Genomic DNA, 13270 nt, shown 5'->3' on the forward strand with positions numbered 1-13270 from the left:
AATGGCTCGGCCGAAGGTCTTAAAAATATCGACGCGATGATCGCCGGTCTGAACCGGCTGAAAATATATTGGGCGCGAAGGACGGTTGGCCGTCGGTCGCCAAGCGGCAAAGGCGGGTCAGAAAGATCGGCAATACTGGCCGCGCCGCCGACGATACGATCCCTTCCCCACCCCACTTCAAACTTTGCCTAGCTCGCAGGCGTGGAAACGCGGGCCAGAATTGCCATCGCCTGACTGGCGAGCGCCATGGGGTCGAAGGGCTTCGAGATCACTCCGGCAGCCCCCAATTGCATGAAATGATCCATATCCGAGGGCTGTGTGCGGGCGGTGATGAAAATCACCGGAATATCGACGCAGGTGGGCAGTTGCCGCAGGTTTTGAAGCGTCGTGGGGCCATCCATGCCCGGCATCATCACATCCAGCAGGATCAGATCCGGTTTCCAATCGGCAGCGATTTTCAAGGCTTCATGCCCGGATGCCCCCAGCTTCACGGCCACACCCTCGTTGAGTTCGAGCGCGATTTCGGCGACTTCGCGGATATCGTCCTCATCATCCACATAGAGGATCTTCGTCAGTTCAGTCATGATAGCCCTCGATAATTTCGCGATCCGAAACACGTGCCGATGTGTCAGGTGAATTCCGGAGATCGGGTCGTGCGGATTGGTGCTTCGCCTGTGAACTTGGCCTTCGATTTTGCCGACAATATTGACAGGATTGTCTCGACAATTCGCGCTTCCGACACGCGAGACTTCGTCACCACGGCAGCCACCCGACGCCGAACGTCCTCCGGCACTTCATTCGCGGTCAGGAGCATGATCGGCATCTCGGGTATGTCCATCCAGTCTTTCAGTTCCAGGAGTTCTAGGCCGGAGCCGTCCGGCATGCCGATATCGAGAACCATCATGTCGAAGCGCTGCTGGCTCAGGAGCACTTGAGCGGCCTTGAGGCTGCCGACTGGTACCATCTGCACCTGGCCTTGCAGCGAAAGCGCCAGCATTCGTCTGAGGTCGTCGTCATCTTCGACGTGAAGGACCGTCGGTATCGCGCGGGTATCGCTGTCGTACGACCCCTGTGCCTCCAGGATCATGTCCGGCGCCGTGTCAGGCGTTTCGACGGCCATTGCGAACTCAACCCAGAAACGCGTTCCCTTTCCCTCTTCCGTGGTGAAACCAATCTCGCCGCCCATCTTCTCGACGATCTGCTTGGTGATGTGCAAGCCGAGCCCGCTTCCGCCCTTCACCCGGGTTGAGGAAGAATCGCTTTGCAGAAACTTGCCGAAGATTTGCGACTGGAATTCCTGCGGAATACCCTGTCCCTTGTCTTCGACCGTGATGCGGATACGGTCGCCATTCAAGCAAGCGTCGAGAGTGACATAATCGCTCTGGTCGGAGAACTTCGCCGCATTCGATAAAAGATTGGCGAGGACCTGTGCAAACCGCTCTGCATCGACCTTGATCTCCAGCCTTTCGTCGACCGGTGAAAGCCTGATATCGACGCCGTATTTTTCAGCGTAAGGCTGGTTCACTTCGACGGCATTTTCCAACATGCCAAGAAGATTTTCTTTCTTCATGTCGAAGCGCATCTTGCCGGATGCGATCTTGTCGATGTCGAGAATATCGTTGATCAGAACAGTCAGTCGCTCGCAATTCTTGTGGGCTATGTCGAGCAAACGCTTTGCCTTGTCGGGCAGATCCTTCGACATCGTGCCCACAACCAGACCGAGCGAGCCGCGAATGGAGGTTAATGGCGTTCGCAATTCGTGGCTGATGATCGATACGAATTCGTTCTTCAGACGATCGACTTCCTTGCGCTTGGTAAGGTCGACCATGACACCGAGATAGCCTTTGACGCCATTTTTCTCATCGTGCATGGACGTGACGGTCACGGCGGTGGGAAAACGCGTGCCATCCTTTCGGATTGTCGTGCACTCATATTCATCGATACCGAATATATCGACCTTTCTGACAAGGGTTGAGAAACCTGCGGCGCCGACAGTTCCAAGTTCTTTGTCAAGTTCCGCATTGCGCAGGCGCAGTTCCTCAGGATCCCGCCACAGGGCCGGCGTGGCCTTGCCAATCACTTCGGCTGCGGAGTAGCCGAGATTTTGTTCGGCTGCATCATTGTAGAGTATCACGCGCCCCTGAAGGTCCGTGGCGACGATCATATAGGCGGTACTCTTTAAGACAGCAGATTTCATCATGTTGGATTCGCGAAGGGCCCGCTCCGCCGCGACGGCTTGGCTGGTGTCGCGAATGGTCGCGACGAAACTGCAGGTGCCGTCGAGGACCATTTCGTTGACCGACAGATCCATGGGAAAAATGCTGCCGTCCTTTCGACGTCCGGTGAACTGGCGTTCACTTGCAATTTCACTCGCTCCGCCGCTTTTGCCGAAGTAGCCAATTTCTTCGCTATCGTTGTCAGGGGCATGCATGAGGACCTGGAAGTCCCTGCCGATCAACTCATTCAGCGCGTAACCGAACATGCGCAGGCCGGCAGAATTGATCGTCTCGATGGTGCCGGTTGCGCTTACAGTCAGCAGGCCGTCCAGCACCGTATTCATCACCGTGGAATTATGGGTCGATTCCCGTTTGATGCGGCGGTTGGATTTCTCCAGATAGCGTGTCTTCAGTCGAGAATTGACGCTTGCATGAGCAACGATTGCAGACAGCATGGCAATGACCAGGCCTGCGATCAACACCAGGTCCGGCAGCGGTGTACGCTGCGAGGCCAGAAATGCCTTCGTTGGCGAAATGCTGATATTCCAGTTCTTGTCGTAGAGCCTGATCGGCGTCTTGATCGTCCAGTCGAGTGCTGCTTCGTCATCGACACTGCCGAATGTGTAGACGGATGTGGTTTCGAAGTTCACTTCGAATTGATAATGCGCGCTGGCGTCTGCAGAAATTGCCCCTCCAAAAAAGCCCTCGACGGAAAAGAGAGACACCAGATATCCATCAACAGTTCCGTCGATCTTCAAGGGTGTGCGAATCTCAAAGGCGGGATCGCGGTTCGACAGCGCAAAAGGCGCGCTTGCAACCTGCAATCCTGTCCTTGCCATATTGTCCAGTTCTTCCGGGGGGATGGTCCACGCAATGTGATCATCCGAATATTCGTAGTTTGAGGATGCAAGGCGTTCTCTGGTGATCACATTGTAATCGCGAGTCCGTAACTCGAGCGCTTCGAGGCCGACCATCTCCGAGATGTAGTTGCGTGCGTCACCGCGCCAGATATGCAGAGGGGTCCCCCCTGCCAGCTCCCAGCGAGACGCCATACGGTCAAGTGCCTGCAATTTGGCTTCGGTCTGGAACTTCAGCAAAAGCTCCATCTTGGTGGTTTCGCTGCTGATCAGCGTCTTTATGTAATTCTGCTCCTTTGTCTCCAGGCTATTATAGAGAGAAACGGAGCCGGTTATCAGGATGATGAATACCGCCGATGGCAAAAGAAACGCCTTCTTTCCATCGATTGCCTCGACGGCATCATTGTCGCGCAGCGTTGTGAAGAAGAGAAACAGGCCGAAGAGAATAGTGAAGAGAATCCCTGAAACCAGAATAATCAGCGGATTGTCACTCTTGGCATTGTATTCAAACGGTAGCGTGCTCTCCATCAACACGTACCAGTTCTGCTGCATGACCTCGATCTGCTCGACCTTGGAGAAAACAGGGTTGCTGTCATCCCCTCTGTCTGGCCCGCTGTCGTAAATCAGTGCCGCTTCATCCTGCGTGGTACCGTCGTAGACGCGCAGGCGAACCGTGTTCGCCTGACTGCCCGTCAGGTTCTTCATGAAATTCTTGGCAACGAAAGGTGCGTAGATCCAGCCTTGGAACGCCCCTCGCCGTTGCAACTCCGTCGCCTTTGGTGCGCCAGATCTGTACATCGGGTGGAGTAACAGGAAACCGGGCGTTTTGGCATTGTCTTGCACCAGGACAATACGCTTTGTCATGGCGGACTGGCCGCTGTCGCGGGCCAGATCGGCAGCAGCTTTGCGGTTCGTTTCAAAGGCGATATCGAGGCCAATCGCCTGCAGGTTGGCCTGTTCGGGCTCGATGTAAGAGATCACATAATGAACATCGGCGTCTGTCTCTGGGTGAACATTGAATTTCTGGGCGCCGCCGGACCGCATCTCCCGGACAAATGCCGGCAGGCTTTCAGTGGTGTGCGGAGCAATCCAGCCTATGCCGTTGATGCCGGGAAAACTTTTGTGGAGGTTGAGGACGTTGACATACTGGCGCCATTCGGATCGCGTGACATTCTGGCTGCCTTGAAAATATGCGGTGCCGCTCACCAGTGCGTTGTCATAGGAGGTCAGGCGGTCGAACAGGGCTTTCTTGGTCTCCACTGTCAGGGAGTGGAACTGGATTTGTCCTTTTTCGAACGCCGATTCGGTGGACACTTTCCAGGCGTAGAATGTCAGGACCAACGGAATGAGCAAGACCAGAAGGGATGAGATTGGAAGATTGCCGAGTGTCCTTCCGCGCCATGAAACCCGTTGTGGGCCGGGTGCCAGCAAGATAAGGGGCAAAAAGACAAGAACACCAAACAGGTCTCCGGTCCACCACGTCAGCCAGTTCTGGAAAAATGCCTCTCCGCTCACCACACCCGCCATATAGAGCGAGCAGACACCGACACTTGCGGCGATCAGGCAGGGCAAAGGTCCCGTCATGACCACCAGCCGAAGCACGTCCTTCAGGCTATTGATCTGAATCGGCAGTCCGCTGAACCGGCGCACGAGCAGATGGGCGACCAAAACCTGCCATGTGGAGCCCAACGCAATGGTGAACGCGACGGCCATCTTAATGCTGTCGAGCCCGGCATCCGGCGAGTAGGCGCCGGCTATGTAACAATTGACCAGGAATGAGCCGAGCAGGACACCGGGCCAAACGCTCGCGCCGAGGATAAACAGCGCCCCGATCGCGATGCCGGAAGGCGGCCAGATCACCGTCGCATATCCGGGTGGGACAGCCAGGTACAAGCCCAGACGTCCGGAAACCGCATAGCATGTCGCGACGATGAGCACCTTGGCCAGATAGACGCCGAGTGATTTGATATCCATGAAATCAACCTGGTCCGCTTTGGCAACCATCCCCATTAAGTAAGATCTACCTAAAGTAGGGGGCAGTTATTAATTAATGCTTGTGATCGCGCTTTGCGTCTTCATCTTTTGTGGGCAGCTTTTTGGGCGATCGTCACAGGTTGCTATCAACCGGGTCCCGGTTTCCCAGGGCCGCGATGCCGCTTCAAAGGGACTGGCGCGAATGCGATTTAATCTTCACTCAAGGCGTCGAGATGTGCGAGGACTGTGTTGAGTGCCGGGATCCACTCTTCGCTGAAACCTTCCGACTGGCGCAGCAGTCTCTTGGTGGCAGCCGTGGCTTCGCTTAGCTCGCGATAGCCGAAGATTCCGCCTGTTCCAACGAGGGAATGGAGCACCGGTATCACTTCCGCGCGGAAGGACTGGGGGTCGTCACGATGGACGTTCTCTTCCAGTCGTGCTCGGATCATCTCGGCATTGTCCCTGCAGCGAACGATGAAGAGAATACGCAATTGCTCAATGCGGTTGCGTGCGGCCTCAGGCAACGGGTTTGGTGCAATTTTAGATGCCGTTTCGCTCGTCATCGACTGTCGTTCCTTCGTGATAGCCTAATGGTGCTTTTGCTGGGTTTGATGGTTTCGGGGCCTCTTCGCAGTGCGCGCTCAACTGTCTGGGTCGCAGAATTCCACTCCGACCTCATTGTCGACGTGCCAGCATTTTCGAACCTTCCTGAAGGGTCCTGTGTCGGAGATTTGCAGCAAAAAATACCGGGGCAGCGGCACCGGCCCTTCCATCCGAAGGCGCGCCCCGGTGTCGGAGATATTGCGCACCGTGCAGCTGATGCGCGAAGACCATTCTTCCATGGAGATGACGGCCGATTTGAAAACCCTTTTGCGCGGTGCGCGGCGGCGTTCCTCGCCGGTCAGCGTATCGATGCCGGGCTGCGGAAGCACCTTCCAATCCTCCGGCTTGCTTTCGCCGGCGTGGATTTTCTGCTGTTCAATTTCGGATGTCAGATAGCTGGAAATTTCCTCCAGAGTCCCGCCATGCTGCGGATACACGGCATATGCCAGCCTGCTCGTGATCTGAAGTTTTGCCGACTTGTGGAAATGCGTGAATGAAAGGTCGCTCTCGAAGCGCTGCGTGCGTTCCTTGAGATAGGAAACGGATTGGTTGCGGCTGACGATGTAATAGAATGTATCCTCGTCCCAGCGCCCGCAGAAATCCTCCTGTCGTATCGTCTGGCGCAGTCTGTTGGCAAAGACGCGCAGGACTTCATCACTGCATGTCGGCCCCAGTTGGGTCACTATTTGCTCATGTTCGGTCATGTGGATGGCAATGATGGCAAAGGGAATATTCTTCAAATCTGCCGCGGTCTTGATGGTCGCCAGTTTGTTGTCGAGTTCTTCGCGCCGGTATAAGCCGGTCAGGTCGTCGAACATGGACTTCTTGCGCAGCATGTCGATCTCATGCCGATGCGCGATGACCATCTCATGCCGGGCGATCGACCGGCGAATGGCGTATGTGACCTGATCCAGGTGGAGATTGCGCTTGGGCAGAAAGTCTTGAAGGCCAAGACGGAAGGCCTTGATTGCTGTCCGCTGGGATTCATCCGCCGACATCATGATCACAGGTGCCAGATTGGTGAAACGCTGTTGCAGCTGTTCATGCATGCGGAAACCATTTTCCAGGTCGAGTTTGTAGTCGAGAAGAATACAGTCCGGCATTTCCTTTTCGAGCACGGCAATCAGACTTGCACTGTCGAAAGCCTCCGTGATGCGCAGATTGGTCTGCCCCAGGGAGATCGCCAGGTGCTTGCGGAACAGCTCGTCGTCATCGACCACACAGACGGATCGTCCATCGAGGATGATATCGTCTATTTCATCGCTGATGGCTTCGTAATTTACTTTCATGGTCTTTTGCCTTCACCGAGATTATTCTCTTCGCGATTGCGGGAAATGCTGGACTGAGCAGGTGCTGATAAGCCTGCGAGATGATGGCGCTGCATCAGACTGCTCCACGTTTGCGTCTGGACACGGGTGCGGCTTCCACATCGGCGATCTCGGCGATCTCGACACGGTTGCGGCCCGAATTTTTTGCCAGGTAGAGAGCCTTGTCTGCCTCGGCGAACACCATTTCCGGCTCCGCACCCACGACACTGCCGGCAATTCCCGCGCTCAGTGTCATGGAAAATTGTGTCGGTTCGCCATCGAAGACGATCTTGGAAAAGTGAATGCGGAAATTGTTGATCACCTCGAAGACGACTTCAGGCGTGGTATCCAGCATCAGCACGGCAAATTCTTCGCCGCCATATCGCCCCACCACGTCGGTCTGGCGTACCCAGCCGACCAGCGAACGCGCGAGAATGGACAACACCTTGTCGCCGATCGGATGGCCCCAGGTGTCGTTCACTTTCTTGAAGTGATCGACATCGATCATCACGATGCAGAACTGCTGCTTGCTGCGGTTGAAACGGATCTGCTCATAGCTTACCCGCTCCTTGAACCGCTTGTGATTGACCAGTCCCGTCAACCCGTCTTTTTCGATCAGCCCTTGCATCACGCGTGCGCGTTCCACCCGCAATTGGACAAGGGCCACGAGAGCATCGAAGTCAGCGCGCTTGGAGATGAAGTCATCGCCGCCGAAGCGACGGGCCTGCATCTGGATGGTCTTGTTCTCCTCAGACGAGAGAAAGACAATCGGGATGGAAAGATAGTTCTGGTGCTGGCGAACGACCTTGGCAATCTCGATGCCATCGGTATTGGGCATCTGAAGATCCATGATGATGATGTCGAAAAAACCGCGGTCGAGTGTGTCTATGATCTTGAGCGGATCGTTTTGAACCTTGACGGTCATGCCGCTGGCGCGCAGCATTTCGGCATAGACTTCGGAAGACAGCGGGTCGTCATCGACAAGGAGGATGGAGGCCGGTTGTTGACCGATCATGCCACCGAGATGCTCGAGCCACAGAATCAACTCGTTTGGATCGACAGGTGACGCAATGATCGTGCTGATATTGGCGCGTGCGCATTCCACCCGGAATGTCAGATCGGTATTGTTCGACACCAGGATTTTGGGACAATCGTCGACGAATTGAGCGCATATGTTGAGGGCTTCGGGGATCGCGCCGTCGATAACGATAATGGTTGATCCCTCGGAGTGCGGCGTCTTGCTTCTGGCCTCGTAGGCTGCACTGTAATTGAGAGGCCGAAGGACCGCAGAGACGTTGTCCAGAAATGTCTGATCGCCAATTACCTTTACCGAAGGACGGGAGGAATTGACGAAAATCGTCTCCTGCAGCGGAAGCCCAAGCGTCCGGTCGTTCCTCTTGGGTGATGACCTGCTAGACATATGAAATTCCTACTTCCTTCGCCCTGACTCATTCTGCGATGGACCTGTCCTGGAAAGCCTCGTTATGTCCAAGCTCCTTCAGTGGCGCAGGTCCGCCCGATCTGCGGATATGTGGCATCTCTCCGGTCGGCCGCGCCCTATTGGCCGATGACGACAGAGAGGTGCATCTGTCAACATTAGGGAACAATAACTAAGCGAATATTAAATTAGCTGTTGTTTCGCAGCTGCGACCGCTGCCGACGGAACGCCGCTCTTGTTTGGCCGGCGGTCGGGCGGAAGGGATTGGGGGGGGCGTGAACCTTTGAGGTCGCAGGGGAGGCCCTCCCCTCCCCTCCCCTTCTGTCTCGTAAAATGTCTGCGCCGTTACCGATTGATTTGATTTGGGGGTATCAAAGCAAGTGGACGTCATGAGCCCGCAATGAGAGTGGGCCCATGGTCACCATCATGGGCCCGCTCCTAAGTCTCAGGCGGCTTTCTTTGCCCTTGCATTTGCAGAGGCAATGGCAAGCTTGGTCAAAGCACTGTCGGTCTTGGATTCTTCGTCCAGTGTCTGGCCAAGAAGGTCGGCTGCTTCTTTGTAGCCCAGTTCCGTTGCCCAGCGCTTCAACGTGCCGTAGCGTGTCATTTCATAGTGCTCGACAGCCTGTGCTGACGAAATCAGGCCAGCATCCAGCGCAGATGTCCCCTTGAATTCATCGATGATCTCCTCGCCTTCGGCGATGATGCCTTCGATCGCATCGCAGGTCTTGCCGCGCGGTGCCTTGCCGATCAATTCGAACACCTTGACCAGCCGTTCGATCTGGCCTTCGGTTTCGTCGTGATGTTTCTCGAAGGCCGACTTCAGCTCTTCGGATTCCGCCGCACGCTTCATTTTAGGAAGCGTTTTCAATATTTTACGTTCTGCGTAGTAAATGTCTTTCAGAGTATCGTGAAAGAGGTCTTCCAGTGTTTTTTCTTTCGACATCGGTTCCATCCCTTTGAAAACAGCACGTCTCCTGGCGTGCTTTCCTAGCAAGCCACAAAGCCGGTCTTTTGTTCCGTGCAAAGGTGCAGGACACGCTCATTCCGTGTGGTGCCAAGAGCGGAGACGGATCGCACAAACGACAAAACGGGCGCTGAGTTCGCAACGCCCGTTCATCTGCCTGCTTAAAGCGCAGGCGATATCGATCTCTTTTGGTCGGTCGACTATCCGCGTGCGGCGTCGTAGGCCGCAATCGTCGTCTTGGCCCGTTCTTTCACCTCAGCCGCAGTCATGCCCGGCTTGTAAAGACTGGTGCCGAGACCGAAAGCCTTGATGTCGGCCTTCATGTAGTCGGTGAAGTTCTGGTCGGAGACACCGCCGACGGCTGCAATCAGCAGATCCTTGGGGAGGATGGAGCGAATGGCATTGATGCCTGATGCTCCAAGCACGCTTGCCGGAAAAAATTTGAGACCCGTTGCGCCCGCCTTGGCAGCGGCCAGCGCTTCCGTTGCGGTGAAAACGCCCGGCAAGGTCACCATGCCCTTTTCGTAGGCGGCGCGGATAACCTCCGGCTCGACATTCGGGCTTACCATCAGCTTTCCGCCGGCGGCATCAAGTGTCGTGACATCCTCGACGGTCAGCACTGTGCCGGCGCCGATCAGGCAGTTGGCGGGGGCTATCTTGGCGGCAATCTCGATCGACTTGAACGGATCGGGAGAGTTGAGCGGAATCTCGATGGCGGTAAAGCCGGTTTCGATCAGCCCGCCGACAACGGCTTCGGTCTCTTCGGGTTTCAAACCACGCAGAATGGCGACCAGTGGATAGGTCATCTCGGGAAACGGAATACGGTTCATAAATCTGGTCCTTGTTAAATCTGCGCGAAAATGTGCTGTGCAGCGGCGAAGAGGCCGCGACGAACGGCAATGTCGGCGTCCACGGTCTGGCAACGGATATCAAGCGCGCTGAAAGCTGCCTCATAGAGCTCCTTTAAAGGGCCGGTGGCAACAAGGCAGATGTCCCTTGCGTCCGGGGCGAGTGCGAGGCCGCCGGCGAGTTCTGCGCCGAGCAGATAGCCGGACAGGGCCGCACTGGAGGCTTCAGCCTCGACGCCATGCAGCAATTGTCCAGAGCGCACCGTAAAAAGAAGATTGGTCAGGCTTTCGGGCGCATGAAACGCTTTTGAGACGGCGGCGAGGAAAGCGGGGCTTGAGCCCCCTTTGGCGGTTGCGATCGAATGCGACAGCACGGAATGGGTGGAAATGACGTCGAACAGTTCGCCTGTCATGAAGGTGGAGAAGCGTTCCACCTTGTCGCCAGACAACTGTACCCATTTCGAATGGGTACCCGGCATGCAGACGATCTGGGTTTCGCCTGTCGTCCCGGACAGAGCGCCGACCAATTGGGTTTCTTCTCCGCGCATGACATCGGGGTGGTCCGTGTTGCGCTGTGCAAGCCCTGGCAGAATGCGGATGTCGCGGGCTTGGCCGGCGATCTTGACCGAACCGTCGAAGATGGCAGGAAGACTGGCCGGCAGATCGATATAGCCCGCCTCCATCCAGCCTTGACGGGCGCCGGCCATGCCGCAGATCACCACGGGAATATCGGCAGGCGCCTTCAGGGCGTCCAGATGCGAGGCAAGTATCTTTGCAAAGCTGTTATCTGCCGCCCCGGTGGTCATGCCTTCGCGGCTGCGGCGTTCGCCGAGAACCGTACCTGCGGGCGACAGCAGCCAGAGCCTGAAACTGGTTGTGCCCCAATCGACGGCCACATAGGCCGGCGCGGTGTTTTCTGAAGTGGATGCGCTGTCTGTCATATTGCTACTGCCGTTGTTTGCTGCCGCTTACCCTTCGAGAATGCTGCCATCCTCATGGTGCCAGATCGGATGCGCCAATGATGGCCTTCCCTGATGCGCTCTATCACATTGTTTTCGTCGACTTCTACCCCAAGACCATGCGCTTGCGGCATGCTGACTAAGCCGTCCGAATAGGCGAACACGGCCTTGTTGACAATATAGTTCGGAATGTCATTGGACCTGCGGTCGTGGATCTCCCGCACGTCCCCTTCCCTCTCAAGCCGACGCTGCCGAATATGACGACATCGTCTGGGCTCGAACAGGCCGTGCGGAATGTCTGGCCTCTTGTTCTTTGTCCTTTGCTTTCACTGTCGGCGGGGCGCCGGCGATTGACAAGATCCTGCTCTCGACCAATGGTATCGAGGTGCGGGCGAGCAATGTCCGTTCTCCTGCCGTATATTGCGCGATCGGATTGGTCGTGCCTCTCATTTCATCTCACCCGTGTGAAGCGTCGGGTTCTGTGGCTTCGGACCCTCGCTGTTGCACAGCTATTGCCAAGGAATGCTCATGTCCCCTCCCCCCGTGATCGTCAATCATCTGAGCGCTGAGATTGGCGAGGCTCTTCTTGCCCATCCATGCAGGCCGCGGGTCATCAATGCCCCTGAACCGGATCATCCATGGTTGATTGACGAGGACGCCGACATTCTGGTCACAGGGTCGTTCTCCAAGTGGAAGCAAGCGCCTGACCATTGGCGCCCTGCGGAAAAATTGAAGTGGGTGCAGGTGGCGTCAACCGGTGTGGAGGTCTACCCGTCGCGCTTGAAAACAGGGCCGGTGATGACCTGTGGTCGCGGCCTCAATGCCGTTCCGATTGCGGAGTTCGTGTTTGCCGCCATGTTGCGGGTGGAGAAGAAGATCGAACAAACCCGCGCGCGCGAAGAAGCAGACTGGGTCCATCCCGAAATCGGCAGTCTTCACGGTCGGACCATTGGCCTGATCGGCTATGGCTCGATCGGTCAGGCGATCACGTCGCGGGCACTGGCATTCGGCATGAAGGTTATCGTCAATCGCCGGGGCGCGTGGGATCGTGTGCCGGATGGCGTAACGCCCTGCCCCTCGCCTGAGGAAGTGTTTGCCAAGGCCGATCATCTCGTCATTGCGGCCCCGCTGACAGATGAGACCCATGGGCTGGTCAATACCGCGCTCCTGGCTCGTTCCAAGCCGGGCCTTCATCTGATCAATATTGCGCGCGGTGCGCTCGTCGATCAGGATGCACTTCTAGCGGCACTGGAGGACGGTGTTATTGCAGAAGCCACACTCGACGTGACGACGCCGGAGCCATTGCCGGATGGTCATGTTCTTTACGGTCACCCCAATGTTCTGATCAGTCCGCATATATCCTGGCGCGGCGGCGACCAGGACGGCATGTTCCTGGAGCGGCTGTTGTCCAATCTTGACGCCTATGTTCAGGGTGAGCCTCTGCAATATCGCGTCGACCCGGTTGCGGGTTACTAGCGCGCTTCAGAAGGACACGTGTTGCCTTCGAAAGATTGCGCCATCCATCACTGGCGTGAATCGGTAGGGTGTGATTGATTCCAAATCGTCGTTGGACGGCTTGAAGCTGCCCGCGCAGAATCGCTTGATGATCGATCAAGCATTCATCATCCATCTTCGTCGCATCGAACCGGCTCGCAACATGCACCGGTTCTATCGTCTCAGTATCAGTGTTGACCTGTTCGGCCATACGGTGGTTCTGCGCCAGTGGGGCCGGATCGGCACACGGGGTCAGGAGAAGGCGGAGTTCGTTGCAGACCTGAACGGCGCATATTTGCGCCTTTCGCAAATCGAAAGCAGCAAGCGCATTCGCGGATATTCCTAGCTGGGGATAAGTTGGCGGGAACAAGTTGACAGCTGTCAACAGCTCGAATCCCGAACGGCGAGCCACTGAGTCTCTCCGTCAGATCGACACGAACTGTGCCAAAATCATCCTTGGATAGGCCGCATCGGCTGGAAATTAGATCCTAGTGGATTGATTCCAACGTTTGGTGCCCGCGTTTAACAGCCGCGATTATCTCGTCGGGGTCTGCCTTCCACACGAACGGCTTTGGCTCGGTATTGTGCTCTTTGACAAAGCGGTTGA

Annotated in this window: 11 protein-coding genes and 1 pseudogene; 2 read left to right on the forward strand and 10 right to left on the reverse strand. The window is 56.3% G+C overall.

What is annotated here, in order from left to right; translation table 11 throughout:
- Window positions 1-188 precede the first annotated feature (188 nt).
- From ACQQ2Q_RS19675 to ACQQ2Q_RS19715, 9 genes are all read right to left on the reverse strand, one after another.
- Window positions 189-584, reverse strand: a complete 396-nt coding sequence (locus ACQQ2Q_RS19675; protein ID WP_428188827.1) for a response regulator — start codon at window positions 582-584, stop codon at window positions 189-191.
- A gap of 44 nt (window positions 585-628) precedes the next feature.
- Window positions 629-5047 (reverse strand): CHASE domain-containing protein, encoded by a 4419-nt coding sequence (locus tag ACQQ2Q_RS19680; RefSeq protein WP_428188828.1) that lies wholly within the window; start codon window positions 5045-5047, stop codon window positions 629-631.
- A gap of 209 nt (window positions 5048-5256) precedes the next feature.
- Window positions 5257-5610 carry an Hpt domain-containing protein gene (locus ACQQ2Q_RS19685; RefSeq protein WP_428188829.1) on the reverse strand — a complete coding sequence of 118 codons (354 nt, stop codon included), beginning with the start codon at window positions 5608-5610 and terminating at the stop codon, window positions 5257-5259.
- Between the two features lie 78 nt (window positions 5611-5688).
- Entirely contained in the window at window positions 5689-6939 is a 1251-nt protein-coding gene (locus tag ACQQ2Q_RS19690; RefSeq protein ID WP_428188830.1) for a diguanylate cyclase domain-containing protein, read from the reverse strand.
- Window positions 6940-7033: 94 nt separating this feature from the next.
- On the reverse strand, window positions 7034-8377 hold the full coding sequence (locus ACQQ2Q_RS19695; RefSeq protein ID WP_428188831.1) for a GGDEF domain-containing response regulator: 1344 nt from the start codon (window positions 8375-8377) through the stop codon (window positions 7034-7036).
- 463 nt (window positions 8378-8840) lie between these two features.
- The gene (locus ACQQ2Q_RS19700) at window positions 8841-9341 is read right to left on the reverse strand and encodes a ferritin-like domain-containing protein (RefSeq protein ID WP_428188832.1); all 501 of its coding nucleotides are present in this window, start codon (window positions 9339-9341) and stop codon (window positions 8841-8843) included.
- A gap of 221 nt (window positions 9342-9562) precedes the next feature.
- Window positions 9563-10192 (reverse strand): 2-dehydro-3-deoxy-6-phosphogalactonate aldolase, encoded by a 630-nt coding sequence (locus ACQQ2Q_RS19705; protein WP_428188833.1) that lies wholly within the window; start codon window positions 10190-10192, stop codon window positions 9563-9565.
- Window positions 10193-10206: 14 nt separating this feature from the next.
- Window positions 10207-11151 (reverse strand): 2-dehydro-3-deoxygalactonokinase, encoded by a 945-nt coding sequence (locus ACQQ2Q_RS19710; RefSeq protein ID WP_428188834.1) that lies wholly within the window; start codon window positions 11149-11151, stop codon window positions 10207-10209.
- Window positions 11148-11393, reverse strand: coding sequence for a hypothetical protein (locus ACQQ2Q_RS19715; RefSeq protein WP_428188835.1), 246 nt, complete (start codon window positions 11391-11393; stop codon window positions 11148-11150). Before ACQQ2Q_RS19715 ends, ACQQ2Q_RS19710 begins: the two co-directional genes overlap by 4 nt.
- Window positions 11394-11697: 304 nt before the next feature.
- Here ACQQ2Q_RS19715 and ACQQ2Q_RS19720 point away from each other — a divergent pair, with 304 nt between their 5' ends.
- Both ACQQ2Q_RS19720 and ACQQ2Q_RS19725 read left to right on the forward strand, forming a co-directional pair.
- Complete coding sequence (locus ACQQ2Q_RS19720) at window positions 11698-12645, forward strand: NAD(P)-dependent oxidoreductase (RefSeq protein WP_428188836.1); 948 nt, start codon at window positions 11698-11700, stop codon at window positions 12643-12645.
- 127 nt (window positions 12646-12772) lie between these two features.
- Entirely contained in the window at window positions 12773-13009 is a 237-nt protein-coding gene (locus ACQQ2Q_RS19725) for a WGR domain-containing protein (protein ID WP_428188837.1), read from the forward strand.
- Between the two features lie 142 nt (window positions 13010-13151).
- Here the strand turns inward: ACQQ2Q_RS19725 and ACQQ2Q_RS19730 are convergent.
- A pseudogene (locus ACQQ2Q_RS19730) lies at window positions 13152-13270 on the reverse strand (IS630 family transposase); the annotation flags it as partial.

Source organism: Agrobacterium sp. ES01, from assembly GCF_050320885.1.
GTDB lineage: Bacteria > Pseudomonadota > Alphaproteobacteria > Rhizobiales > Rhizobiaceae > Allorhizobium.

Bases quoted from the DNA above. Each gene is read 5' to 3' on its own strand.
- ACQQ2Q_RS19675 (WP_428188827.1), bottom strand. From the start codon at position 584: ATGACTGAACTGACGAAGATCCTCTATGTGGATGATGAGGACGATATC.
- ACQQ2Q_RS19690 (WP_428188830.1), bottom strand. From the start codon at position 6,939: ATGAAAGTAAATTACGAAGCCATCAGCGATGAAATAGACGATATCATC.
- ACQQ2Q_RS19725 (WP_428188837.1), top strand. From the start codon at position 12,773: ATGATCGATCAAGCATTCATCATCCATCTTCGTCGCATCGAACCGGCT.
- ACQQ2Q_RS19685 (WP_428188829.1), bottom strand. From the start codon at position 5,610: ATGACGAGCGAAACGGCATCTAAAATTGCACCAAACCCGTTGCCTGAG.
- ACQQ2Q_RS19695 (WP_428188831.1), bottom strand. From the start codon at position 8,377: ATGTCTAGCAGGTCATCACCCAAGAGGAACGACCGGACGCTTGGGCTT.
- ACQQ2Q_RS19700 (WP_428188832.1), bottom strand. From the start codon at position 9,341: ATGTCGAAAGAAAAAACACTGGAAGACCTCTTTCACGATACTCTGAAA.
- ACQQ2Q_RS19705 (WP_428188833.1), bottom strand. From the start codon at position 10,192: ATGAACCGTATTCCGTTTCCCGAGATGACCTATCCACTGGTCGCCATT.
- ACQQ2Q_RS19680 (WP_428188828.1), bottom strand. From the start codon at position 5,047: ATGGATATCAAATCACTCGGCGTCTATCTGGCCAAGGTGCTCATCGTC.
- ACQQ2Q_RS19710 (WP_428188834.1), bottom strand. From the start codon at position 11,151: ATGACAGACAGCGCATCCACTTCAGAAAACACCGCGCCGGCCTATGTG.
- ACQQ2Q_RS19720 (WP_428188836.1), top strand. From the start codon at position 11,698: ATGTCCCCTCCCCCCGTGATCGTCAATCATCTGAGCGCTGAGATTGGC.